This is a genomic window from Lentzea kristufekii (genome assembly GCF_033949925.1).
GTDB classification, from domain to species: Bacteria; Actinomycetota; Actinomycetes; order Mycobacteriales; family Pseudonocardiaceae; genus Lentzea; species Lentzea kristufekii.
Map to the genome: position 1 here is coordinate 249531 of NZ_JAXAVV010000003.1, position 24884 is coordinate 274414.

The 24884-nt window shown below is 67.1% G+C and carries 20 protein-coding genes; 7 read left to right on the forward strand and 13 right to left on the reverse strand.

The window, feature by feature from the left end:
• Positions 1-69 precede the first annotated feature (69 nt).
• From SK571_RS08090 to SK571_RS08105, 4 genes are all read right to left on the reverse strand, one after another.
• Positions 70-609: a DUF3455 domain-containing protein gene (locus tag SK571_RS08090; protein ID WP_319983399.1), complete on the reverse strand. Its 540-nt coding sequence runs from the start codon at positions 607-609 to the stop codon at positions 70-72.
• A gap of 121 nt (positions 610-730) precedes the next feature.
• Complete coding sequence (locus SK571_RS08095; protein WP_319983400.1) at positions 731-2830, reverse strand: PhoX family protein; 2100 nt, start codon at positions 2828-2830, stop codon at positions 731-733.
• 129 nt (positions 2831-2959) lie between these two features.
• Entirely contained in the window at positions 2960-4984 is a 2025-nt protein-coding gene (locus SK571_RS08100; RefSeq protein WP_319983401.1) for a PhoX family protein, read from the reverse strand.
• Positions 4985-5048: 64 nt separating this feature from the next.
• Complete coding sequence (locus tag SK571_RS08105; protein ID WP_319983402.1) at positions 5049-6215, reverse strand: MFS transporter; 1167 nt, start codon at positions 6213-6215, stop codon at positions 5049-5051.
• Positions 6216-6282: 67 nt separating this feature from the next.
• Here SK571_RS08105 and SK571_RS08110 point away from each other — a divergent pair, with 67 nt between their 5' ends.
• Positions 6283-6912 carry an HAD family hydrolase gene (locus tag SK571_RS08110; RefSeq protein WP_319983403.1) on the forward strand — a complete coding sequence of 210 codons (630 nt, stop codon included), beginning with the start codon at positions 6283-6285 and terminating at the stop codon, positions 6910-6912.
• Here SK571_RS08110 and SK571_RS08115 read toward each other — a convergent pair.
• Positions 6861-7442, reverse strand: coding sequence for a hypothetical protein (locus tag SK571_RS08115; RefSeq protein ID WP_319983404.1), 582 nt, complete (start codon positions 7440-7442; stop codon positions 6861-6863). The genes SK571_RS08110 and SK571_RS08115 overlap by 52 nt on opposite strands.
• 94 nt (positions 7443-7536) lie before the next feature.
• On the opposite strand from SK571_RS08115, the gene SK571_RS08120 reads away from it, so the two are divergent.
• Entirely contained in the window at positions 7537-8271 is a 735-nt protein-coding gene (locus SK571_RS08120; protein WP_319983405.1) for an SDR family NAD(P)-dependent oxidoreductase, read from the forward strand.
• Positions 8272-8313: 42 nt separating this feature from the next.
• Here SK571_RS08120 and SK571_RS08125 read toward each other — a convergent pair whose 3' ends face one another.
• Together SK571_RS08125 and SK571_RS08130 are read right to left on the reverse strand one after the other, a co-directional pair.
• Positions 8314-9399: an inositol-3-phosphate synthase gene (locus tag SK571_RS08125; protein WP_319983406.1), complete on the reverse strand. Its 1086-nt coding sequence runs from the start codon at positions 9397-9399 to the stop codon at positions 8314-8316.
• A gap of 31 nt (positions 9400-9430) precedes the next feature.
• Positions 9431-9967: a PadR family transcriptional regulator gene (locus SK571_RS08130; protein WP_030480153.1), complete on the reverse strand. Its 537-nt coding sequence runs from the start codon at positions 9965-9967 to the stop codon at positions 9431-9433.
• Positions 9968-10131: 164 nt separating this feature from the next.
• On the opposite strand from SK571_RS08130, the gene SK571_RS08135 reads away from it, so the two are divergent.
• Both SK571_RS08135 and SK571_RS08140 read left to right on the forward strand, forming a co-directional pair.
• Positions 10132-10530, forward strand: a complete 399-nt coding sequence (locus tag SK571_RS08135; protein WP_030480154.1) for a DUF5318 domain-containing protein — start codon at positions 10132-10134, stop codon at positions 10528-10530.
• A 407-nt stretch (positions 10531-10937) separates the two neighbouring features.
• The gene (locus SK571_RS08140) at positions 10938-13379 is read left to right on the forward strand and encodes a transglycosylase domain-containing protein (protein ID WP_319983407.1); all 2442 of its coding nucleotides are present in this window, start codon (positions 10938-10940) and stop codon (positions 13377-13379) included.
• A gap of 66 nt (positions 13380-13445) precedes the next feature.
• Here SK571_RS08140 and SK571_RS08145 read toward each other — a convergent pair whose 3' ends face one another.
• The 3 genes from SK571_RS08145 to SK571_RS08155 form a co-directional block, all read right to left on the reverse strand.
• Positions 13446-13868: a hypothetical protein gene (locus SK571_RS08145; RefSeq protein WP_319983408.1), complete on the reverse strand. Its 423-nt coding sequence runs from the start codon at positions 13866-13868 to the stop codon at positions 13446-13448.
• Positions 13869-13924: 56 nt separating this feature from the next.
• Positions 13925-14815 carry a hypothetical protein gene (locus SK571_RS08150; protein WP_319983409.1) on the reverse strand — a complete coding sequence of 297 codons (891 nt, stop codon included), beginning with the start codon at positions 14813-14815 and terminating at the stop codon, positions 13925-13927.
• Positions 14816-14895: 80 nt separating this feature from the next.
• Positions 14896-15321, reverse strand: a complete 426-nt coding sequence (locus SK571_RS08155) for a peptidase inhibitor family I36 protein (protein ID WP_319983410.1) — start codon at positions 15319-15321, stop codon at positions 14896-14898.
• A gap of 395 nt (positions 15322-15716) precedes the next feature.
• On the opposite strand from SK571_RS08155, the gene SK571_RS08160 reads away from it, so the two are divergent.
• From SK571_RS08160 to SK571_RS08170, 3 genes are all read left to right on the forward strand, one after another.
• Positions 15717-19607, forward strand: a complete 3891-nt coding sequence (locus SK571_RS08160; RefSeq protein WP_319983411.1) for a GDSL-type esterase/lipase family protein — start codon at positions 15717-15719, stop codon at positions 19605-19607.
• Positions 19604-20050, forward strand: a complete 447-nt coding sequence (locus SK571_RS08165) for a hypothetical protein (RefSeq protein WP_319983412.1) — start codon at positions 19604-19606, stop codon at positions 20048-20050. Before SK571_RS08160 ends, SK571_RS08165 begins: the two co-directional genes overlap by 4 nt.
• 95 nt (positions 20051-20145) lie before the next feature.
• Positions 20146-21759 (forward strand): glycosyltransferase family 87 protein, encoded by a 1614-nt coding sequence (locus tag SK571_RS08170; protein ID WP_319983413.1) that lies wholly within the window; start codon positions 20146-20148, stop codon positions 21757-21759.
• Here the strand turns inward: SK571_RS08170 and SK571_RS08175 are convergent.
• From SK571_RS08175 to SK571_RS08185, 3 genes are read right to left on the reverse strand one after another with little or no spacing between them, the layout of a single operon-like run.
• Positions 21671-22678: a GDSL-type esterase/lipase family protein gene (locus SK571_RS08175; protein ID WP_319983414.1), complete on the reverse strand. Its 1008-nt coding sequence runs from the start codon at positions 22676-22678 to the stop codon at positions 21671-21673. The two genes, SK571_RS08170 and SK571_RS08175, sit on opposite strands and share 89 nt — an antisense overlap.
• A 19-nt stretch (positions 22679-22697) precedes the next feature.
• A complete protein-coding gene (locus SK571_RS08180) occupies positions 22698-24074 on the reverse strand; it encodes a glycosyltransferase family 87 protein (protein ID WP_319983415.1) in 1377 nt (458 codons plus the stop codon).
• A gap of 23 nt (positions 24075-24097) precedes the next feature.
• Entirely contained in the window at positions 24098-24868 is a 771-nt protein-coding gene (locus SK571_RS08185; RefSeq protein WP_319983416.1) for a deoxyribonuclease IV, read from the reverse strand.
• Positions 24869-24884: the final 16 nt, after the last annotated feature.

Consider the following 24884-nt stretch of genomic DNA (forward strand, 5'->3'; position numbering starts at 1 on the left):
AGGACTAAGCCAGCACGTTTCATCACTTCAGGTCGTACGGACCCATTATCGGACCGGTTCAGTACCGTCTCAGTTGGCGGCCGCGTAGAAGGTGTAGAGGGCCTTGTACGGAACGGACGTCTGCTCGCCGGCCTTGCAGCCGCCGGACGGGGCGACGCCACCCTCGGTCGCGAGGCGCTGGACGTAGGTGACCTTGCCGAACAGGCCGTCGCCGCGTGCCGTCCTGGTCTTCAGCAGGAGCTCGGGAACGGCGCCCTTGACGTCGTTCTTGGCTCCGTCGACCGGAGCCGCCTCGACCGCGCTGCCGTCCACGGTGGAGATCCAGACGGGGCCGCGGGAGTGGATGATGATCGGCTTGTCGCTCTTGTCCACGAGCGTCGCGGTGGGCTCCAGAGCCTTCCACGCGTTGCCCGTGCAGGAGTACGTCTGGACGCCCGCGGCCCGGTATTCGCCGACCAGCTTCTGGCCTGCCGGGACCTGGACGGCCGCCGCGACGGGAACGTTCTCCGCCTGAGCGACGGGAGTGGGCGTTGGGGTGCCGGCGGTGGAGGTGCCACACGCAGCAAGGCCCAGAAGAGCGGCAACACCGGCAACAAGACGAACATTCACGACTAACTCCAAAGTGGACGGCCAAAGTGGACTTTCCCTTGGCTGTCCGCGGTGCAGCCACCCATCACACGGACGGGTGGCCGCACCGGTTCACAAGATCAGAGTGAGCCAGGGCACACGATCAGTCGCAGATCTTGCGACGGTCCTTGCGCCACACCACCGCGACGGACGGACGTGGCTGCGAGGTGCCACCGTCCGGCCAGTGCGACAGCGGGTTGTTGGCCGAGGCGCCGTCGATCTCGCCGGGGTGCTGCACGGACACCAGCACGAAGTCCTCGGTGATGACCGGGCCGCAGGTCTCCGCACCCAGGGGCACGGTGAGGAACTGCTTCACCTGGCCGCGGCGCTTGCCGGAGACGGGCACCGCGAACAGGCCGTCGTTGGAGCCCAAGGCGTTGCCGTCCGTGGAGATCCACAGGTTGCCGTGCGTGTCGAACGCGACGTTGTCCGGGCAGGAGATCGGGCTGACCTGGGACTTGTCGAAGCCGCCGAAGTACGTGCCGGGGTCCAACGGGTCACCGCAGACCAGCAGCAGCTTCCAGGAGAACGTCAGCGCCGTGTTGTCGCTGCGGCGCTCCTCGATCTCCAACACGTGGCCGTGCCTGTTGCCGTTGCGCGGGTTGATCTCGGTCGGGCCTTCCTTGCCCGCCTTGCCGCGGTCGGTGTTGTTGGTCAGCGCGGCGTAGATCCGGCGGTTGTGCGTCGAGGGCTCGACGTCCTCGGGGCGGTCCATCTTCGTGGCGCCCATCTTGTCCGCGGCCAGGCGCGTGAAGACGTAGACCTCCTCGGCGGTGAAGCCCGGCACGAACGACTTGTCGTTGTGCGCCAGGGCGATCCACTCGCCCGAGCCGTCGAACTCGCCGTCCTTGGGCAGCGTGCCGTCGCCGACGATCTCGGCGGCCGGGCTGTCACCGGTGAACTTGGCGACGTAGAGCGTGCCCTTGTCCAGCAGCTTCTTGTTGTGCTCGCGGGCGCGCTTCGAGTCGCCCTTCTGCATGCGCTCGTCCGTGACGAACTTGTACATGTAGTCGAAGCGCTCGTCGTCGCCCATGTACGCGACCACACGGCCGTCCTTGGCGACGATGACGTTCGCGCCCTCGTGCTTGAAGCGGCCGAGCGCGGTGTGCTTGACCGGCGTCGACCTGGGGTCGAGCGGGTCGATCTCGACGATCCAGCCGAAGCGGTTGGCCTCGTTCGGCTCCTGGGCCAGGTCGAAGCGCTTGTCGAACTTCTCCCACTGGCGCGTTGTCGCGCCACCGCTCATGCCGTAGCGGGCGAGCTTGGCCTTCGTGTCCGGGTCGGCGACCTGGTTCGCGTTGGCGAAGTACTGGTTGAAGTTCTCCTCGCCGGACAGGATCGTGCCCCACGGCGTGACGCCACCGGCGCAGTTGTTCAGCGTGCCCAGGACCGTCTTGCCGGACGGGTCGGCGGAGGTCTTGAGGTGCTTCGACCCCGCGGCGGGACCACGCACCTCGAACGGCGTGGTGGCCGTGATCCGGCGGTTGTACTTCTTCATGTCGTCCTTGCAGACGACGAGCTTGCCGGTGCGGTGCTCGCGGTCGACCATCACGACCGACATGCCGTGAGCGGCCCACGCGATCTTGGCGTGGCGCTCGGTGACCTTGTCCGCCGCCCAGTCCTTGAACATGAAGGACTCGGACGAGTACTCGTGGTTGCTCACCATGAGCCAGCTGTCCCAGGAGCCCGGCACCGGGACGAGGCCGCAGAAGTCGTTGTTGAAACCGAACTGCTTGGCCTGCGCCTCGGGCGTCTGGTTGTCGAAGTCGAACTTCGGCGCGTCGGGCAGCACCGCGTCACCCCAGCGGATGACGACGTCCTGCTGGAAACCCTTCGGCACCGCGACCTGGTCGAGGGTGTTGGGCTGCACCGGCTCGAAGTTCAGACCGTCGTTGTTGTTGCCGCCGCCGAACTTCAGGTCGACGTCGAGGTCGGCGTGCGCCGGGGCGGCAGCGGCCGCACCGGAGAACGCGAGCGCACCGGCGCCGGCGGCCGCGACGACCGCACCGGCCTTGAGCATGCCGCGGCGGCTCACGACCTCCTTGACGACGTCACCGAAGTACGCGTTCCGCGTCGTGTTGGGCGCCTCGTGGGCACAGGCGTTGCCGCAGCGGAACTCGCAGGTGACGGCCTGGCGCCCGAGCGGGTGGTTGGTCGGGAGCAGGGGCAGCAGGCGACGGCCCCGATCGGTGGGTGAGGACACGCAGGCCTCCGAGATCGGTCAGTGTGGGAACTGGCCGAACCTAAGAGCCGAACGAGTTCGCCAGCCGTCCAGAAGGTGAACGGCGGGCGAACTCGTACTACGCCCGAACGATCACAGCACGCAGGGTGATCAACCGATTTCACCCAGCTGACGACGGCCCTTGCGCCACACCGCGACGACCGACGGACGCGGCCGCGAGGTACCCCGGTCCGGCCAGTTCGAGACGGGCTTGTCGGCGTTCGCGCCGTCCACCTCGCCGGGGTGCTGGACGCACACCGTGATCACCCGCTCGCCGATCACCGGCCCGCACGTCTCACCACCGCGCGGCACCGTGAGGAACAGCTTGAGGTGGCCGCGTTCCGGGCCTTCCAGCGGCACGCCGTAGAGGCCGTCGTTCAACCCGTCGAGCTTGCCGTCCGCATCGGTGGAGATCCACAGGTTGCCGTGCCGGTCGAACGCCACGTTGTCCGGACTGGAGATCGGGCTGACCTGCGACTTGTCGTAGCCGCCGAAGTAGGTGTTCGGGTCCTCCGGGAAGCCGCAGACCAGGAACAGGCCCCAGTTGAACGTCAGCGCGAGCGCGTCGCCCCTGCGTTCGGTCAGCTCCAGCACCTGCCCGTGCCGGTTGTTGATCCGCGGGTTCGGCTCGGTCGCGCCTTCCTTGCCCGGGGTGACGCCGCGTTCGACGTTGTTGCTGAGCGCGCAGTAGACCGTGCCGGTGCGCGGGTGGCACTCGATGTCCTCGGGGCGGTCCATCTTCGTCGCGCCGACCTTGTCCGCCGCGATGCGCGTGAAGACGTACACCTCCTCGGCGGTCATACCCGGCACGAAGGACTTGTTGCCCGCCGCCAGCGGGATCCACTCGCCGGTGCCGTCGAACCTGCCGTCGCTGGGCAGCTTTCCGGTGCCGTCGATCTCGGAGGCGGGGCTGTCGCCCTTGAAGCGGGCCACGTAGAGCGTGCCGTCGTCGAGCAGCGTCATGTTGTGCCGGCGCGCGGCCTTGCTGTTGCCGCGCTTCATCTTGCCGGTGGAGATGAACTTGTAGATGTACTCGAACCGCTCGTCGTCACCCGAGTACGCGACCACCCGCCCGTCGTCGGCGATCCGGATGTTCGCGGTCTCGTGCTTGAACCGGCCGAGGTGCGTGTGCTTGATCGGCGTGGAGTCCGGGTCGTTCGGGTCGAGCTCGATGACCCAGCCGAACCTGTTGACCTCGTTGGGTTCCTGTGCGAGGTCCCAGCGCTTGTCGAAGCGCTCCCACTTGCGGGTGGTCGCGGTGCCGGTGACGCCGTACCTCGTGAGCCTCGGGTCGTTGCGACCGGCGGCGTTGCCGAAGTACTGGTTGAAGTTCTCCTCGCCGGACAGGATCGTGCCCCACGGCGTGACGCCGCCCGCGCAGTTGTTGATCGTGCCCAAGACCTTCTTGCCGGTGGGGTCGGCGGAGGTCTTCAGCAGGTCGCTGCCCGCGGCAGGGCCGCGCACCTCGAACGGCGTGTGCAGGGTGATGCGGCGGTTGTACTTGCTGAACTTCGCCTTGTAGTGGCCGGAGAACAGCGAACGCTTGATCATGAAGACGGACAGCCCGTGCGCGGCCCAGGCGATCTTCACCTGTTCCTCGGTGGGGTTGTTCGGGTCGTAGCCGCGGAACATGAACGGCTCGCTGGTGTACTCGTGGTTGGTGACCATGATTCCCGTCAGTTCCAACGGGTCCAGCGGCAGGATGGCGGCGAAGTCGCAGTTGAAGCCGAACTGCTTCTCCTGCTTGGCCGCGGTCTGGTCGTCGAAGTCGAACTCGGGGACACCGGGGAACAGCGGGTCGCCCCAGCGGATCACGATGCCCTGCTCGTACCCCTCGGGGACGACGACCTCGTCCTTGGTGTTGATCTCGACGGGCTTGAAGTCGAGTCCCTTCGGCGGGCGATGCCCCTGGGTCTCGGGCTCGGCGGCGGCAGCAGCGGTCGTGGGCAGTGCGACCGTCGCGGCGGCGGCGACCACGGCACCGGCCTTGAGCGCGGTGCGGCGGCTGATCAGATCGCCGAAGTAGGGGTTGTCCGAGGTGTTCGGAACCTCGTGGAAGCACGCGTCCCCGCAGCGGTACTCGCATGTCACCGCTGCTCTGCCGACGCGGTGGTTGACGAGTGGCAGAGGGATCATGGTGGTGGCCTCCTACGGTCGGTGCGGGAACCAGCACCGACCGTAGGCTTCCGTTCATGCTTTGTTAACCCACAAGTTGTTCACCCGCGAGGACAGCTTCGGACGGAACGTCCCTTGTGTCCGTCCGGTTGAGCGTCAGCAGTCCGGCGGCGACGACGCAGAGGACCGCGGCGACGACGAACGGCTGGGCCAGGTGGCTGACGAACGTCGCGGCCAGAGCGCCGCCGAGCCAGCGCAGGAAGTTGTACCCGGCACTCGCGACCGGCCGCGGCGCGTCGCTGACGCTCATCGCGGCACCGGTGAACAGCGTGTTCAGCAGCCCGCTCACCAGGCCGCTCACGATCACCGCGACCACCAGCAGCGGCTTGCCGGGCACCGCCATCAGCAGCATGAGCACGGCGAAAGCCAGCACGGATCCGATGATCGCGCTCTTCTCGCCGACGCGGTCCGCGAGCCGCGGAGCGAGGAAGACGCTCGAGACGGCGACGAACACACCCCAGCCGAAGAAGATCAGTCCGATCTCGACGGCACCCCACCGCAGGACGAACGGCGACCACGCGAGAACTGTGAAGAACGCGGCCGTGTAGAGCGCCGCTCCGATCGAGGTGCGCAGCAGGACGGGATTCCTGAGGGCCTTCAGCGGGTCGAGCAGGCTGATCCTCGGACGTTCGAGGTGCGAGTCCTTCGCCAGGAACGTTGCACAAAGGATCAGCGCGGCCGCCATGAGGATCGCGGTGCCGAGGAACGGCCCGCGCCACGAGAAGCTGCCGAGCAACGCCCCGAGCAACGGCCCCACGCTCAGACCGAGGCCGAGCGCGGCCTCGTAGAGCAGGATCGCGGCCTTCTGCCCGCCGCTGGCGGCACCGACGATGACGCTGAGCGCGGTGGCGATGAAGAACGCGTTGCCGAGCCCCCACACGGCCCGCAGTCCGACGAGCTGACCGATGCTCCCCGCCGCCGAGCACAGCAGCGTCGCGACGACGATCAGCGCGAGCCCGCCGACGAGCGTGCGCTTGGCCCCGAACCGAGCCGTCGCGGCCCCCGTGAAGAGCATCGCCACGACCTGAACGCCGAGGTAGGAGGAGAACAGGAGGGTGACCTGCGCCGGTGTCGCGTGCAGACCCTCTGCGATGGACAGCAGGATCGGGTCCACGAGCCCGATCCCCATGAATGCGATCACGGCGGCGAACGCCGTGATCCACACCTGCTTGGGTTGAGCCTTGAAATTCACTTCGCCATCCTAACCGATTTTGATTAGCATGGCGAAGTATCCTGCGCCACAAGGTACCGTTCACGGCGTGGATGCGGTGATCTTCGACCTCGACGGCGTGCTGATCGACTCAGAGCAGGTGTGGGACGAGGTGCGCCAGTCCTTCGCCGCCGCGCACGGCGGGGTGTGGACCGCCGAGGCGACCCGCGCCATGCAGGGGATGTCGACGCCGGAGTGGGGCGCGTACCTGGTGTCGGACGTGGGCGTCCAGCTGACGCCCGCCGAGGCCTCCGCCGGCGTGATCGCCGAGATGGAGAAGGCCTATGCCGCGCACCTGCCGGTGATCCCGGGCGCCGTGGACGCGGTGCGCGCGGTGGCGTCACGCTTCCCGGTCGCGATCGCTTCTTCGGCCCCCGCCGTGCTGATCAAGGTGTTCCTGAAGGTGACCGGACTGCCGGTGCCCGTCGCGGTGTCCTCGGAATCGTGTGCCGCCGGAAAACCGTCACCGGACGTCTACCTCGCGGCCGCCGCACAGCTCGGGGTCTCCCCGGCATCCTGTTACGCCATCGAGGACTCGACGAACGGGCTGAAGGCAGCGCTGGCGGCGGGCATGACCGTGCTCGCCGTGCCGAACCCGCACTTCCCGCCCGCCGAGGACGTGCTGGCTCAGGTGCGGGTGCTGTCCTCGATCGCCGACCTGCCGGACGCGCTGGCGTAACTGATCGCGGCCAGGCCGATCGCGATGCACGTGCAGGCGATGACGCCCTTCGGCCAGTAGATGTGGCTGCTGAGGAACAGGTAGCTGCCGAACAGCAGGAAGACGGCTCCGGGCAGGGCCTTGAGCTTGTACTTGAGCAGCGCACACGCCACGATCGCGACGCTGGCCGCCAGGAAGCACCACGCGCCAACGGTTCCGAGCTGGTTGCCGATCTTGAACAACGGCTCGTCGGCACTGGTGCGACCGCCGTTCGCCAGCGTCATCGCCCCGCCGCCGATGCCCGCCAGTGCGTCCAGCGCGCCGTAGAAGACGACGAAACCGAACGCGAGAACCCGGCCCGGGTAGCGGACGTACTTGGGGGTGTCGGCGAGCAGGACCCATTGCGCCGCACCGAGCAGCGGGAAGATCACCGCCAGGATGATGTGCATGTTCTGCCACCACTGCGCGGTCGACGCGTCCAGGTGGTGGGGGTGGGTCAGGCCGATGCCGGCGAGGACCAGGCCGGGGAGGGCGACCAGCAGAGTGCGCACCGGCCGAACCTAGCGGAAGCAGGGCTTTCGCTGAGACTCCGAACACACGAATGTGTCTGTGCCTGCACGGCCGCCGCTGCCTAGCGTTGAGACCATGACGCAACGAGTTGCCGTGGTCACGGGCACGGCGCAGGGCATGGGGCTGCGGATCGCGGACGTGCTGCGCGAGGACGGGTTCGCCGTCGTCGGGTTCGACCTGCAGGAGAGCAAGGACGGGATCGTCGGCAACGTGGCGAGCGCCGCGGACGTCCAACGGCTCACCGAACACGTGACCAGCACTTATGGCCGGGTCGACGTGCTGGTCAACAACGCCGGGATCGCGGGCATCGTGCCGTTCGAGGACACCACTCTCGAGCAGTGGGAACGAATCATGGCGGTCAACCTGACCGGGCCGTTCCTGCTCACGCAGGCGCTGGGCAGGGTCATGCTCGAGCAGGGCAGCGGCAGCGTCGTCAACATCGCGTCCGTCGCCGGGCTGCAAGGGGTGGCGGACCGGGCCGCGTACAACACGACGAAGCACGGGCTGATCGGGTTGACGCGCACGCTCGCCGTCGAGTGGGGCGGGCGGGGGATCAGGGTCAACGCCGTGTGTCCCGGCTGGGTCAAGACCGAGATGGACGTCGAGTCGCAGGCCGGCGGGTACTACGTCGACGAGGACATCACGGACCACGTGCCGGCGGGCCGGTTCGCTGTGCCGGACGACATCGCGCAGGCCGTGCGGTTCCTGGCGAGCGACAACTCGCGGTACGTCAACGGGGTCGCGCTGCCCGTCGACGGCGGGTGGACCGCGGACGGCAGCTGGCAGAAGCTGCGGCTCTCGAAGCGCTGAAGGAAAGGGCCGCCCTCATGACGAGGGCGGCCCTTCTTCAGATCAGACCTCGCCGCGGATGAACTTCTCCACGGCCTCGTGCGCCTCGGAGTCCGAGTACTGCACGGGCGGGGACTTCATGAAGTACGACGACGCCGAGAGGATCGGGCCGCCGATGCCCCGGTCCAGGGCGATCTTCGCCGCGCGGACCGCGTCGATGATGATGCCCGCGGAGTTCGGGGAGTCCCAGACCTCCAGCTTGTACTCGAGGTTCAGCGGCACGTCGCCGAAGGCGCGGCCTTCCAGGCGCACGTAGGCCCACTTGCGGTCGTCGAGCCACGCGACGTAGTCGGACGGGCCGATGTGGACGTTGCGCTTGCCCATCTCGCGGTCCACCTGGGACGTGACGGCCTGGGTCTTGGAGACCTTCTTGGACTCCAGTCGCTCCAGTTCCTTCATGTTCAGGAAGTCCATGTTGCCGCCCACGTTCAGCTGCATGGTGCGGTCGAGCTGGACACCGCGGTCCTCGAAGAGCTTCGCCAGCACGCGGTGCGTGATGGTGGCGCCGACCTGGGACTTGATGTCGTCACCGACGATCGGGACGCCGGCGGCGCGGAACTTCTCCGCCCACTCCGGGTCCGACGCGATGAAGACGGGCAGGGCGTTGACGAACGCCACACCGGCGTCGATGGCGCACTGGGCGTAGAAGCGGTCCGCGTCCTCGGAACCCACGGGCAGGTACGAGACCAGCACGTCGACCTCGGCGTCGCGCAGAGCCGCGACGACGTCGACCGGCTCGGCGTCGGACTCCTCGATCGTCTCCCGGTAGAACTTCCCGAGACCGTCGTAGGTGTGACCCCGCTGGACGACGACGCCGAGCGGCGGCACGTCGGCGATCTTGATGGTGTTGTTCTCGCTGGCCCCGATGGCCTCCGAGAGGTCGACACCCACCTTCTTCGCGTCGACGTCGAACGCTGCGACGAACTCGACATCGCGCACGTGGTAGTCACCGAACTGCACGTGCATCAGGCCGGGCACGCGGGTGTTCGGATCGGCGTCGCGGTAGTAGTGGACGCCCTGCACCAGCGACGCCGCGCAGTTGCCAACCCCGACGATGGCCACTCGAACGGTGCGGCGGTTTTCGCCCATTGCCGAGTCCTCCTTGATCAACAGTGAAGTGCTACTCGTCCTGCTCGGACTTCTCGTGCGCGATGAGCTCGTTGAGCCACCGCACCTCACGCTCCGTGCTTTCCAGGCCTTGGCTGTGCAGCTCGCGGGTGTAGCGGTCGATCTGCTCACCCGTGCGCGTGAGCCGCTCGCGAAGCCCTTCCCTGCGTTCTTCGACACACCGCCGGCGGCCTTCCAGGATGCGCATCCTGACGTCGGCCGGCGTGCGCGAGAAGAACGCCAGGTGGACTCCGAACGAGTCGTCGTCCCAGGTCTGCGGACCCGCGTTGGCCAGGAGATCGGCGAACCGCTCCTTGCCCTCCGGCGTCAGCTTGTAGACCTTGCGAGCCCGACGTCCCCAAGAAAGAGCCGATTCCTCCGGCCCCTCCTCCACGATCAGGCCCGCACGTTGGAGTCGCCGCAATGTTGGGTACAGCGATCCGTACGAGAACGCGCGAAACGCTCCGAGCAGGTCATGCAAGCGCTTGCGCAGCTCGTAGCCGTGCATGGGCGCCTCGTGCAGCAGGCCGAGCAGCGCGAACTCGAACACGAGTCACCTCCTCGCACCTGCACCGATAGGTGAGGCGATTATATCGGCTCGATACATCGATGGCTCCTCGTAACTGTGGGATGTGGCACACCGTGATACCGCGCCGGACCGCGCTGCCCTGAACGGCCCATCATCCAAAAGCGCCCGGCACGTACTCTGGTCACGTGTTGACCCAACGGCAGGTGGTGGACTACTCGCTGCAGCGGCGTGCGCTGCTGGCGGAGGTCTATGCCGGTCGCACGGGCACCATGGAGGTCTGCGACGCGAATCCGTACCTGCTGCGAGCTGCGAAGTTCCACGGGACGGCGACCGACGTGCCTTGCCCTGTGTGCCGCAAGGAACCGCTCACGCACGTGTCGTGGGTCTACGGTGACGAGCTCAAGCACGCGGCAGGCTCGGCGCGGACACCTGAAGAACTGGTGAAGATGGCGAACCTCTTCGACGAGTTCTCCGTGTACCTAGTTGAAGTTTGTCGCACGTGCAGTTGGAACCACCTGGTGCAGTCATACGTCCTGGGGAAGCGTGGGCTGGAAAAGCCACGCAGGAGGACTGCGGCGGAATGACCCACAGGTGACACTGCTCCGAATGAAGTACGACCACCGAACCGTGTGCTGATGCACACCGGTCTGGGAGGCCTTTTCACGTGAACGACCAGCATGATGACCGGCAGCGCGGAGGCGAGCCGCAGTGGCCGACCGGGGACGACCCGGACGGCGGCGGCACGAGGCGCGATGTCCCGAATCAGCCGCGACCGGGTACCCCACCCGGTGGTTTCGCGCGCCCTCCTCAGGGTGGCACGCCACCTGGTGGTTTCCCACAGCAGCAGCCCCCACGCCGCCCGAACGGACCAGGCGGTCCGCAGGGCGGTCCTGGTGGGCCCCAGGGTGCTCCGGGGCGTCCGCCCGGCCCCATGGGCGGCCCCGGTGGTCCCGGTGTTCCGGGCAACCGTCCTCCGACGCCTCCCGGTGGCATGCCCATCGCCCCGCCTCCCGGTGCCCGTCGCCCCGGTGGACCGGCCGGTCCCGGTGGCCCGCAGGGCGGTCCCGGCGGCCCCGGCCGTCCCGCCATGCCCCCGCGCAAGCCCGGTGAAGACCGCACCACGCAGATGCCGCCGGTCAACCGGCCGACGCAGCGCGAGCCCGAGCTCATCACCCACCGCGAGCCTGACGACGAGTTCCTCATGGCCGGTGTGCACGACGATGACGACGACGAGTACTACGACGACGAGCCGGAGCTCACCGAAGAGGAGGAGCGTCGTCTGCGCAAGAAGAAGATCTGGAAGCGCATCCGGATCGCCGCTTTCGTCTCGATCGGCCTGATGATCCTGGGCCCGGTGATCGCCATCGCGGTCGCGTACCCGCTCGTCGAGTGGCCGCGCCCGAACGACATCGCGGCCAGCCAGGACAAGACGATCACGCTGCTGTACTCCGACGGCACCGAGATGGGCAAGATCACCTCGCCTGGCGAGAACCGCACGCTGCTGACGTACGAGGAGCTTCCGGACACCGTCAAGCAGGCCGTCATGGCCGCGGAGGACGCGAACTTCTACGACAACCCCGGCTTCGACGCCAAGGCCATCGTCCGCGCCGTCTGGATCCAGGCGACCGGCGGCAGCTCGGGTGGTTCCGGTCTGACGCAGCAGTACATCAAGAAAGCGACCGGTCAAGAGGACGCGACGCTGACTCGCAAGTTCAAGGAGCTCGTCAAAGCCTTCAAGATGAGCAACGAGTCGGACCACAACACGATCCTCACCGCGTACATGAACACGGTGTACTTCGGTCGTGGTGCGAACGGCATGAAGGCCGCGGCGCAGGTCTACTACAACAAGCCGATGGCGGAGCTCACTCCTTCCGAGGCCGCCCTCATCGCGGGCATGATCCAGACGCCTTCGTGGTCTGAAGACCAGGAGTACGCGAAGAAGCGCTGGGAGTTCGTGATGAACCAGATGCTTCAGAAGAAGTGGATCAGCCAGGCCGACTACGACGCCCGGCAGTTCCCGCAGCCGCTGCCGTTCGAGCAGACGCAGCCCGCGAGCCTCGAAGGCCCGCTGGCCCGCGTGAGCCAGCAGGTCCAGAACGAGATCGACAGCGAGCTCGTCGGCCTCACGATGGAGAAGGCGCAGAAGGTCGGCGTCACCGTCACCACCACGATCGACCCGAAGATGCAGCAGGCCGCGCTCGACGCCGTGAACTCGGTGATGGCGGGCCAGGACCCGGAGCTGCGCACCTCGCTCAGCGCGATCGAGCCGCAGTCCGGCGCCGTCAGGGCCTACTACCCGGGCAAGGACGGCCTCAAGGGCATCGACTACGCCAAGGGCACGATCCAGGAGGCCGGCTCGTCCTTCAAGCCGTTCGACCTGGTGGCCGACCTGAAGCGGGGCAAGGGCATCGGCGACACGTACGACAGCACGCCGCGCACGATCGCCGGCCAACCGGTCCGCAACGCGAGCTCGACCACGTGCGGCAAGGAGTGTTCGGTCAAGCAGGCCATGAAGGAGTCGCTCAACACCGTGTTCTACGACATGGTGGCGGGCCCTCAGGGCACTGGCACGGTGGCCGTGGCGGAGGCGGCGCACCAGGCCGGCATTCCGAAGACCGTGCGGATCGAGGGCCAGGACAGGGCCACGTTGGTCGGTGAAGGCGGCGGTAAGCCCAACGCCGGTATCGCCATCGGCGCGGACAACGCGCAGGTGCGGCCGTTCGACATGGCCTCGGCGTACGCGACGTTCGCGGCTCGCGGCGTCTACCGCGCCCCGTTCTTCGTCACGAAGGTCGTGGGCCCGACGGGTGACGTCCTCTACCAGCACGTCGACCAGCCGGTGCCGGCGTTCGACCCGGTCGAGACGAAGAGCCGGGACATCGCGGACAACGTCACCGAGACGTTGAAGGAGATCCCGGCCTTCTCGAAGATCGGGTGTGCGGGCAACCGCGAGTGCGCCGGCAAGACCGGTACCCACGAGCTCGCCGACAGCCTGAACGAGAACTCGAAGGCCTGGATGGTCGGCTACACGCCGCAGCTGTCCGCCTCCGTGTGGGTCGGCAAGGACAAGGGCAACGTGGCCATCAGGAACAAGGAAGGCAAGGCCATCTTCGGCTCCGGCCTTCCTGGCCAGATGTGGAAGAAGTTCATGGACGGGGCACTCGCGGGGGTGGCGAAGGAGTCGTTCCCGAAGCCGGTCCCGCTGGGCAACTTCAACCCGCCGCGCAAGTCCGACCCGCCGTCGGCTCCGCCCAGCAGCAACAGCCAGCCGAGCAACAACCAGCCGACGCTAACCTCGGAACCGACCAAGCCGTCGCAGACGAAGCCGCCGAACCCCGGCTGCATCCCAGGCCTCAACTGCCCCGATCCGTCCATCGATCCCGATCCGTCCACCAGTGGCCGCCCCAGAGGCGGTAGTCCAGGAGACGGCTGACGAGTGAGAGGGCCCGGTGCATTTCGCACCGGGCCCTCTCCCGTTGTCACGCACGCGGTCAGCGCGTCACACCCAGCGATGCGAGGACGCCTGGTCGTTGCACGGCAAAGCGCCACACCACTGGTCCACGTTCGAGTAGTAGTTCCCCTGCGGGACGAACCAGATCATCTCGACGTAGTTCGGGTGCCGGAACGACTGGATGTCATCGGGCGCACCCGCATAACCGTTGTTGAACACAGAGGTGGCGCGGTTGTCGAGGTAGTGCCCGACCACACCGTCCCAGCAGGCGTTGTCGGCGTAGTCGGAGTCGTTGCCCGTGAACCCTCCGATGCACATCCGCCAGTTGGCGTCCCCCATGAGGCAGTAGTAGCCGAGACCGCACTGGTCCCTCATGTCGCCGAACCCGGCCGACGCAGGCTGGGCCATGCCGACCAGCACCAACGGAAGAGCCAGGCTGAACGCCGCGAACAAGCGCATGAACTTCTTCATCAACTTCCCCCGATCATCTTTGACGACATCGACTCGTCGCTCAGCGACAGGTGGCCTCAGTTCTTGCCCGACAGGATCTCCTTCGCCTTGCGCACCTGTTCGTCGACACGGGTCTGGTGCTTCTTCAGCACTTCGGCGTTGTCCACGATGAGCCGGTTCTGGTACGCGGTGCGCACCGCCACCCAGATCGCATTGACGTCGTGCTTCTTGCGGCAGGCGACGTCGGCGCGTGCCGTGGCGATTTCCTCCGGCGAGGCGTCGTCACCGCCGAACTTCTTCTCGTTGTTGGGCCCCCACGGGTCGGCGTAGTCGTAACCCGCCTGCTTCATGCAGGCGCTCCACTTCCCCCAGGCGTCCTTCAACCTGCTGTCCGCCTCGGCGAACGTGGTGGAGTCGCGTGACAGGCCGATCACGAAGTTCTCGTCGCCGGCCTTCTCCTGGCTCTTGACCGAAATTCCGAGCGCCCGTTGGGACTCACCCATGCAGCCACCGCTGGGGACGCCCTCGTTCTTCGCGCCCTTCCCGTTCAGCACGGCGACCATGTCCTGCGACCAGGGCTTCTGTTGTTTCCGGAGTTCCTCGGCCCTGCGGACGGACGCGAGCGTCTCCGGATCGGAGTAGCCGTGCTTGGACACCTCCGCGTCGTCGACCACACCGATGACACGACTCCGCACCTGTTCTGGCTCGCGCTCCGGCAGTTCCATCTCGAAACCGAAGCGGCGCAAGCACTTCTGCACCAGCAGGTCCTGGCTCTTCCGGACGGCGGCACGGCTCTCCGGTGAGATCAGGTAGCCGTCGAGCGGGAAGGTGACGTCCGCGTCGACGTTGATGACCGGGAGCGCGTCCAGAGGAGGTTCCGGGCGGGGTTGTTCGGGCTGTGCGGAGCACGCTGCGATCGCGAACAGGCCTGTCCCGATCACCAGCGCCTTGAGGTGGTTGCTGGCCATGTCTTCCCCCAGGAGAGCCAGGCCGAAGTGGACGGTGTCCGTCCACTTCGGCCTGAGTCGGCGTTCATGTCGTCAGCGCGTCACACCCAGCGGTGCGAGGACGCCTGGTCGTTGCACGGCAAAGCGCCACACCAATGGTCCACGTACGCGTAGTAGGTGCCCTGCGGGACGAACCAGATCATCTCGACGTAGTTCGGGTGCCGGAACGACTGGATGTCATCGGGCGCACCCGCATAACCGTTGTTGAAGACAGAGCTGGCGTTGTTGTCGAGGTAGTAGCCGATCGAACCGCCCTGCCAGCACAGGTCGTCGGCGTAGTTGGCATCGTTGCCCGCGAACGCCGCGGTGCACAGACGGAATTCGGCGTCGTTGAAGAGGCAGTAGTTGCCCTGACCGCAGTAGTCCCTCCTGTCGCCGAACGCGGCCGACGCAGGCTGCGCCATGCCGACCAGCACCAACGGAACAACAAAGCTGAACGCCGCGAACAGACGAATTAACTTCTTCATTCACTTCCCCCAGATCATCGCCAAAACCGCGCGATGGGCAGCACGAAGAAGCCGATCGCTGAAGATCGACTTCTTTGCGAAGGATCAAAGTTGATCAGGTGTGCGTGAACGAAACGCTCATGTACGCCCCCCAGCGCGAAGTGGTCCTCCCAGGTGAGGACCGCGTCTCGCACCATACGGAGACCACACGTCCTTGTCCAGAGGTGCCTGACCACACCACCAACGGCCGTCTTGACGCCGCAGCGGGTGAACTGTTAGACCAATTCTCGGACACGACCGATGGGGAGGTCGTGCGCATTCGTGAAAATGGGGGAACCAGAAGACGGTCAGCGTCGGCCGGATATCCGATTCAGACGTCCGGAAACAGTTGAACACGAAAGTCCTGGGGGACTCAAATGCGCTTGCCCAAGGCAAGAGCGCGGGGCCGGACCCTGCGCAAAAAACCCAAGACCGCGGCGGCCGTGGTGGCCGCGCTGCTGGTCACCACCGCCCAACCGGCCTCGGCCGCGCCCGACAAGCCGGGAGACCAGGCACCACCGCCGGCGACCGCGGTGAGCACCGAGCCGGAATCCGTTCCGCAGAACAAGCGGACCGAGGTGATCGGCAAGGACTGGCAGAAGTCCACCGACATCGCTTGGACGACAACGGGTGACGCCACCGGGTTCCACGTGCTCGCGGCGCGGGCCGGCGACGGTTACACCTGGCGCACCGTCACCTCGCTGGCCGAGCCGGGCTTCGAGGCGGACCAGTGGATCGGCAACGCCTGTGCAACTGCGTCGGGCAAGAAGCTCGTGGTCACGTACGCGCCGCGGACGTTCACCAACAAGCCGGAGCTCTTCGAGCGCGGCGCGTTCACCGCGACCGTCGACCTGGAGTCCGGCGCCGTCAAGAAGCTCCCGGTGCACAGCACCCTCGCCTACTACAGCCCCGGCTGTGGCAACGGCGAGAACGCGGTGATCACCCAGCTGGCGACGGAGTCCAAGGGCAAGACCCGGCTGTTCCAGGTCGACGCGGCGGCGGCGACCCTGGCCAGCCCGATCGAGGTCGCCGGTCAGGTGACGTCGGCGATTCCGACGAAGAACGGCATCGTCGCAGCGGATGACGGCAGGCTCATCACCGTCGACGCGAAGGGCGCGGCCCGTCATCTCGCCAAGACGTCCTCGCTGCCCTTCTACCTGCGGACGGACTCCGACGGCGGTGTCGTCTTCCTGGACACCGAAGGCGGGACGTCGCTCGTGCGGCGGATCGACCGGGTCAACAAGAACGCTGCGGTGAGCACTCTCGCCAAGGGCCCGCTGACCGAGCTCGGCCTGACCGCGAGTGCCAGCGGCAAGGTGTTCATCACGGGCAAGACCGACAAGATCGAGAAGCTCCCCGCCGGTGTGGCCCGTGCCGACGTGCCGAAGGAAAGCACGATGTCGGTGCAGGGGCAGCTCGCGGTGACCAAGGTGCAGCGCGCCAAGATGCAGGAGCAGAGCACTCCGGCAGACGCACAGCCGGTGCGCGTCGAGGCGAAGGTCGCGGCGACCGGCAAGGACGCGGCGTTCACCGTGCTGCCCGCAGCCGAGTCGGAAGGCGGCTTGGAGCCCAGCCCTCAGCTCCCCACCAGGAGTGGTGAGATGACGGCGGCCGGCTCGCCGAACACCCCGCTCGACGACGAGTCGGTGTGCTCGATCCCGCGCAACGACGTGAACACCCAGGTCTACCAACCGACTCCCCGTCAGGTCGAGTGGGCCGTGGACTACGCCGTGACGAACGGGCTGTACATCCAGCGCGAGGCGAACTGGAAGAACTCCGGCATGACCACCGCGTGGAAGCCGCAGGAGATGTTCCCGCCGATTCCCCTCGAAGGCGGCGGTTCGGTTCCGCCACAGGTGATGCTGGGCATCCTCGCCCAGGAGTCCAACCTGTGGCAGGCCTCGCGCTTCTCACTGCCCGGTGTGTCCGGCAACCCGTTGATCGGCAACTTCTACGGCGTCAACATCTACGACGGCAACACCGACAACGACTGGGACATCGACTGGCGCCTCGCCGACTGCGGCTACGGCATCACCCAGATCACCGACGGCATGCGCAAGGCAGGGCGCGAGAAGCCCGGTGAGATCGCGCTGCCCGCCCACATGCAGCGCGCGGCCGCCGTCGACTTCGCGACCAACATCGCCGCCGGTCTGCGCATCCTGCAGGACAAGTGGAACCAGACCCGCCGGGCCGGCATGAAGGTCAACGACGGTGACCCGCAGTGGCTGGAGAACTGGTACTTCGCGGTGTGGGCCTACAACTCGGGGTTCAAGCCGCAGAACGGCACCGGACCGTGGGGCCTCGGCTGGGCCAACAACGCGGCGAACCCGAACTACCCGCGAAACCGCACGCCGTTCCTCGAGAGCGGGTACCACGACGCGGCGAACCCGCAGCTGTGGTCCTACCCCGAAAAGATCATGGGATGGGCAGGACACCCGATCGAGGCCGTGGTGTCTCCCGGTGTCGTCGCTTCCGGCTACGCGTACACGTGGTGGAACAGCGACGACTACCGTCGCAAGGTCAAACCGGACAACTTCCTCTTCTGCGTCAAGACGCTGAACGACTGCGACGAGAATTCGTCCTTCACGCCCGACAAGCCGGATGACCCCAGCACACCGGAGGACGAGAGCACGATCGGTGAACCGGTCGGTCCGTGCGGTCACCGAGACGCGCAGGGCTACTACGACCTGAGGTGTTGGTGGCACCACTCCTCCACCTGGAAGGCGAACTGCTCCGAACAGTGTGGTTATGCGACCAACAAGTTCCGCGAGCCGGACATCGCTTATCAGCCCGACGGGACCAGCTATCCGCCGAACTGCTTCCCGATCGGCCTGACCGGGGCGCTGATCGTCGACGACACGGACGCGGCGGCGACGAGATCCTGCACCAGGCAGCCGAACTCGGGCTCGTTCAACCTGCAGTTCGCGAGCGACGCGCAGGGCAGGTACGCGTCGAAGATCGACTTCCACCAGATCGGTGCGGGTTTCAACGGTCACTTCTGGTTCGCCCACGCCTGGCGGGACAACCAGAAGACCCAGAAGATGAAGGCCACCGGAACCTGGACGCTGAACCGGCCGATCAGCGGCTGGTGGCGGGTGCTGGTCCACGTACCGGACCACGGCGCCCACACGCAGCAGGCCAAGTACGAGATCAACACCGGTCCCGGCACCCAGCGCAAGGAACGGGTGATCCTGCAACGAACCCAGTCGAACAAGTGGGTGTCGCTGGGCGCAATGCAGTTCTCCGGAACGCCCTCGGTGTCGTTGTCGAACTTCGGGACCAACCACGTGGGCTCGTCCGGGGAGGGCGGATTCGAGGACGTGGCGTGGGACGCGGTCGCGTTCCAGCCGCTGAACCAGAAGCCTCAGACGATCGTCTCCCTGGGTGACTCGTACTCGTCGGGTGAGGGAAGCGGCGGCAACTCCGCCTACTACCGCGAGACGAACATCGACGGCGCCGAACCCCAGTGGCGAAACGCCTGTCACCGCTCGCAGCACGCGTGGTCACGTCAGGGCAAGCTCGCCGCGCTGGGCGGGCGGACCATCGGCGAGGTCGCGGACAACTACGGCGATTCCAGGCTGGACTACCAGCTCTTGGCCTGCTCCGGCGCGAAGACGAAAGACGTGAAACCTGGTGGAATCGGGCAGTACGGTGAAGTCACCCAGCTGGACCGGGGGTTCGTCAACGAGGACACCGACCTGGTGACGCTCTCCATCGGCGGCAACGACGCCCAGTTCACCCCTGTGCTCAGGACGTGCGTGCTGTGGCGCGTGTGCAAGGACCGCGAGACGAGCGAGGTCGGTCCCGGCCCGATGAAGGACTCCGTGCCTAAGTTGATCAAGGAGAAGGTGATCCCCGACGTGCGGGACACCATCAGGGCCGTGCACGCCAAGGCACCCAGGGCGAAGATCGTGCTCATGGGGTATCCGAAGCTGGTCGAACAGGGCCCGGTGTGCACGGTTCCGGGGGACAATCCCACGTGGCTGGGGGAGGTCGGCGCCCTGCTGAGGGACGAGTTCAGGCTCCTGGAGCTGCGAATGAACAGCGAGGACCGCATCCCGGTGACCTTCGCCGACCCGATGGCCAAGTTCAACGGCATGGGGGCGTGCGGAAGCCCTGAGCGGATCAACCAGGTCAAGGGCAAGGAAACCGACGGCGACGACGGCACCTGGTTGCCGATCGGGCTGGAGAGCTTCCACCCGACCAGGGAAGGACACGCGTTGTACGGCGAGGTGTTCACCGAAACACTGAGGAAGATCGGTCTGTGACCACTCGCATCGTTCTCACCGTCGTGCTGGCCGCGCTCGCGGCCGGCACGACGGCGTGCGGACCCTCACCCACGGAGGTCTCCTCCGAACGGGCCACCGATCAGGTTCGCGCACTGGCCGCCAACCTGCGTGACTCCATCGGCCACGCAGTCGCCGACGGCCAGGACGAGACGCAGGTCGTCCTCCCGCTCGAGCAGCACCAGGAACTCGGCAGGAAGCGCACGCAAGACGGCTTCGAGATCGACGTGGTGCTCTACGACCACGCCGAAGCGGGCGGAGGCGGCACCTACGTGAAAACGATCGTGCGTTTGTGCGTGCGGTACGTGGTGCACCAGCGGCCCAGTCCGAAGGTGGACCTGTCGGACCTCGACTGCCCGTCGAGCCTGCCGAACACGGTCGAAGGCTATGGGGAGATCGACCGCACGGTGCGGTTGAACGACTGACCCGATAGGCCCGGTGCGGCACCCGCACCGGGCTTCTTCCTGCGTCGACGACCTTTTGACCACCCCTGCTGCTTGATCCCCGTAACATCCGCCACGTGCCCAGCAGCCCTGCCGAGCGTCCCGCCGAGGCCTCCGAGACGGACCTCGCCGAGGAAACCGACTCGCTCACCCGCGAAGAACGCGTCGCACCCACGTGGACCGAGTCCCTCGCGCGCGGCCTGAGCAGACCGTTCGGCGGTCCGCTCGGGGAGCACGCGCAGGTCGGCCGGAACTACTTCTGGACGGCGCTGCGGGTGGTCCTGATGCTCGCCGTGGTCACGTTGCTGCTGGGTTGGGTGCAGAAGTCGCCGTGCATCCAGCAGTACACGGACGACAAGGGCGTCGTGCAGCTCGACTGGCGGGGCAGCAAGCAGTTCACCGCGCTCTGCTACTCCGACACGGTGCCGCTCTACACCGCGGAACGGCTCGACCAGCGCGGTTCCTTCCCGTACATCACGTCGTGGAAGGACGACGAGGGCAAGCCGACCGAACACGTCCGGTACATGGAGTACCCGGTGGTCACCGGCTTGTTCATGTGGCTCAACGCGCGCGTGGCGCAGGGGCTCGTGGCGCTCGTGCCAGGGCTGCCGATGACCGTGATCGTGTTCTTCAACGTCACGGCGTTCTGGCTGGCGGTCGCGTGGCTGGTGACGGTGTTCTCGGTCGCCCGGATCGCGCGGCGCAGGACGTGGGACGCGGCGATCGTGGCCGTGTCGCCGCTGGTCGTCGTGCACGCGTTCACCAACTTCGACACGATCGCGACGGCATTCGCGACGGCCGGTCTGCTGGCGTGGGCGCGGAAGAAGCCCGTGCTCGCCGGAGTGCTGCTCGGGCTCGGTGGTGCGGCGAAGCTCTACCCGTTGTTCCTGCTCGGGCCGTTGTTGCTGTTGTGCTGGCGGTCCAACAGGATCAAGGTCGGCCTCACCACCACGGCCGCGGCCATAGGCGCGTGGGCGCTCGTAAACGCGCCGATCGCCTTGAACCCGGCCTCGCAGACGGGGTGGCGTGAGTTCTTCCGCCTCAACACCGAACGCAACGCGGACCCGGACACGCTCTACAACGTGCTCGTGCAGTGGACGGGGTGGCAGGGCTTCGACCCCGGCCTGACGCAGGGACAGCCGCCGACGATCCTCAACACGGTCAGCATGGTGCTGTTCCTCGTCTGTTGCGCCGGCATCGCCTACGTGGCCCTCTCGGCACCGACGAGGCCACGGCTCGCGCAGCTCGGGTTCCTGGTCGTGGCGGCGTTCCTGCTGACGAACAAGGTGTGGAGCCCGCAGTACTCGCTGTGGCTGGTGCCGCTGGCCGTGCTGGCGTTGCCGCGCTGGAAGCTGCTGCTGGCGTGGATGACGGTCGACGCGCTGGTGTGGGTGCCGCGCATGTACTTCTACCTCGGCACGGACAACAAGGGCCTGCCGATCGACTGGTTCCTCGGCGCCGTGCTGCTGCGTGACGCCGCCGTCGTCATGTTGTGCGTGATGATCCTCAAGGAGATCTACCACCCGGAGCGCGACCTCGTGCGGCTGGCGGGCGACGACCCGCTGGCGGGCGTGCTGGCCGACGCGCCGGACCGCCGGCTGATCACACCCGCACGAGGCGAGCCATTGCACCGAATGCGTTCCCGTTCGGATGCAGGTGATCACCGGAGTCGAACTCCGGACGCAGTCTGAGCGGATCGGCGGGGTCGCGCACGGCCTCGTCGAAGTCGATGGCGTCGCGGAAGGTGGCGCGGATCCACGCGTTCACCTTCTGGCGCTGCTGTTCCTTCTCCTCGGTCCAGGTGTACCAGCCGCGCCACGGCGTGATGGTGCCGATGTGGAACTCCACGCCCTCGTTGCGGCATCGCAGCTGAACCGCGCGGATGCCCGCGATGACGTTCTCGGCGCTGACGCCGCTCTGGATGTCGTTGATGCCGCCCAGCAGCACGACCTTGCGGACTTCGTTGCTGAACAGGACGTCCCGGTGCACGCGGGTGATCATCGGTGCGTTGCCCAGCACCACGCCGTTGCCGTTGATGCCCGCGTTCAGGACCGCGTAGTCGCTCTGCACCAACGACGGCCAGGTGTCTCCGTAGAACCCCTCGGTGATCGAGTCGCCGAACATCACCACCGCGCCCGGCGCGGTGAATCCCGCGACCTCGACGGCCGAGACGAGGCAGATCTGATCACGCGTGGACGTGATCGTGCGATGTGCACGGGCCTGGCAGGGCGTACCGGCAGGGGCGTACGTGCTGATCTCCAGCGTCTTGGTGACCTCGAGCTGCACGGCGTCGCTGTAAACCTCGGCGCGCGCTCTGATCGTGACGCCTTTGGACCTGCCGAACGTGAGTTGCCGCGTCTCGCCGTTCGCGGTGACCATCACCTGCTCGACGCGGACCGGCTTGATGCCCATCAGGTTCGACAGGCGCACACGGACCGAGGTGCCGCCCGCCGCGAGGTCGACCGTCGTGCGCACGCCCTGGTCCGGCACCGAACCCGACAGCGTCGGCACGGCCTGCCACACGGGCAGCCACCGGATCACCTCCGAGCGCACGGGCACGCCGGAGGCGCCGCAGGCCAGCAGCAACGCCAGCACGATGATCACCCTCACGGATGAAGTCTGCGGCGAATCAGCTCTTCGCTGCTACAGCCCCGCGGATGAACTTCACGTCTTCCCGGTCGTCCTCGGTGACGTCCCTGGCCTTGAGGAAGGCGACGAACAGCGCCACGAGCAACGCGGCCCGGCCCCACACGCCGATCATCACGGCCTGCGCGGAGAAGCTGTCGTAGATCCCGGCCGGCTGACCGAACTCGATCGCCCAGAACCAGCGGAAGATGCCGATGCCCATGGCCAGGTCGACCACGAAGTAGGCGAAGGCCCACACCAGCCGCACGCGCAGCAGCACGAGGAACGGCACCAGCCACAGCGTGTACTGCGGCGAGTGGACCTTGTGCAGCAGCATGAAGCCGCACAGCATCGCGCCGGACACGGCGATCCACGGGTAGCTGCCCTCGCGCCGGAACCGCATCCAGCCGTAGCCGGCGGCGATGCCGAACGAGAGCAGGATCGTGATCGGCGAGATGACGCCGACCAGCGACTGCATCGCGTCGTCGCCGATGAACGGCCGCAGGCCCCAGTACCAGATCGAGTTCGTGGTGATGTCGACCCGGCGCAGCTGCTGGAACTCGAACGACGCCGCCCAGCCGTCGTAGCCCGCGATCGCGAACGGCAGGTTGACCAGCACGACCGTGACGATCGACGCGAGCCCGACCTTGATCGCGCCCGCCACGTCGACCTTCTTGCCGTCCGGCATCTCCTGGCCGCGCCAGCCGCCGGTGGCGACGAAGAGCATCAGCGGCAGCACGAAGGCGGCCGGGTAGACCTTGAACGCGAACCCGAGCCCGAGCAGCACGGACGCGACCGTCGCTCTTTCGACCAGCGGCCGGTTCCAGCGGTGCACCACGAAGACCGCGGCGACCGAGCACAGGACGACGGGCAGGTCCCAGTTGTGGAAGGCGTAGAGGATCAGCGGTGGCCCGATCGCCCACAGCAACGCGCGCCAGCGGGCCAGCTTGCCCAGCATCCAGCCCGTGAGCAGGCCGAACGGCGCCATCAGCAGCGACGAGTAGAGCAGGTACTCCGCGTCGTTGTGCGCGAAGATCGCACCCGCCCAGATGAGCAGGCCGGAGAGCACCGGGTACTCGACCGAGCCCCCGATGAGGATGCCCTTGTCGTTGATGTTGCCGTCGACGTACGGGAAGACGTGCCGGTCGATGTCGCGCCCGATCCAGAGGTGCTGGATGTCGGAGTAGCAGACGTCTTCCTTGTTGCGCTCGTCGTAGTCGGGCTGCGTGCGGCCCCACTGGTCGAACGCGGGACCGGTGCAGCGGTCCTTGTTGACGAAGCCCAGCAGCAGCGTGAGCCCGCACAGCAACACGAGCACGGCGGCGGCAGCGCTGCCGAAGCGGTTCACGAAACGCCCGGCGTCGCCTCGCTCGGGCGTCACGCTCACCACCTCGTGCACGGTGTTCACCGGCCGGCGCGGTCGCGCAGGAAGGCGATGTCGTCGGCCTGGCCCTCGTCCGGTGTCTCCACCACGACGGGACATCCGGCCGTGGCGACCACGGCCGCCAGCTGGTCGGCGTCGATGGTGCCAGTCTTGATGTTGTCGTGCCGATCGCGCGAGGAACCGAACTCGTCGCGCGAGCTGTTGAGGTGCACCAGGTCGATCCGGCCGGTGATCGCTTTGACCCGATCGACGATGCCGACCAGGTCCTCACCGGCGGCGAACGCGTGGCAGGTGTCGAGGCAGAAGCCCGCGCCGAACTCGCCGACCGCGTCCCAGAGCAGCTTGAGGGAGTCGAACGTGCGGGCCATGGCGCCGTCGCCGCCCGCGGTGTTCTCGATCAGGACCGGGACCGCGAAGCCGCCCTCGGCGACCTGGCGCTCGAAGAACTTGCGCCAGTTCGCGAAGCCCTCCGCCGGGTCCTCGCCCTTGGTGACGTGGCCGCCGTGCACGATCAGGCCCTTGGCGCCGACCGTCGCGGCGGCCTCCGCGTGCTGGATCACGTTCTTCCTGGACGGAATCCGGATCTTGTTGTTCAGCGACGCGATGTTGATCATGTACGGGGCGTGCACGAACACGTCCAGGCCGGAGGCGAGCAGGGCCTCCGTCTGCGGGTGGGGTTTGGGCTTCTTCCACCCCTGGGGATCCGACAGGAAGAACTGGACGACCTCGGCCCCGCGTTCGGCCGCGGCGCCGACCGGGTCGTCGTCGCGTACATGGGCCCCGATGCGCATACGCAGGAGGGTAGTC

Bases quoted from the DNA above. Each gene is read 5' to 3' on its own strand.
- SK571_RS08100 (WP_319983401.1), bottom strand. From the start codon at position 4,984: ATGATCCCTCTGCCACTCGTCAACCACCGCGTCGGCAGAGCAGCGGTG.
- SK571_RS08120 (WP_319983405.1), top strand. From the start codon at position 7,537: ATGACGCAACGAGTTGCCGTGGTCACGGGCACGGCGCAGGGCATGGGG.
- SK571_RS08125 (WP_319983406.1), bottom strand. From the start codon at position 9,399: ATGGGCGAAAACCGCCGCACCGTTCGAGTGGCCATCGTCGGGGTTGGC.
- SK571_RS08140 (WP_319983407.1), top strand. From the start codon at position 10,938: ATGCCCATCGCCCCGCCTCCCGGTGCCCGTCGCCCCGGTGGACCGGCC.
- SK571_RS08145 (WP_319983408.1), bottom strand. From the start codon at position 13,868: ATGAAGAAGTTCATGCGCTTGTTCGCGGCGTTCAGCCTGGCTCTTCCG.
- SK571_RS08150 (WP_319983409.1), bottom strand. From the start codon at position 14,815: ATGGCCAGCAACCACCTCAAGGCGCTGGTGATCGGGACAGGCCTGTTC.
- SK571_RS08155 (WP_319983410.1), bottom strand. From the start codon at position 15,321: ATGAAGAAGTTAATTCGTCTGTTCGCGGCGTTCAGCTTTGTTGTTCCG.
- SK571_RS08160 (WP_319983411.1), top strand. From the start codon at position 15,717: ATGCGCTTGCCCAAGGCAAGAGCGCGGGGCCGGACCCTGCGCAAAAAA.
- SK571_RS08185 (WP_319983416.1), bottom strand. From the start codon at position 24,868: ATGCGCATCGGGGCCCATGTACGCGACGACGACCCGGTCGGCGCCGCG.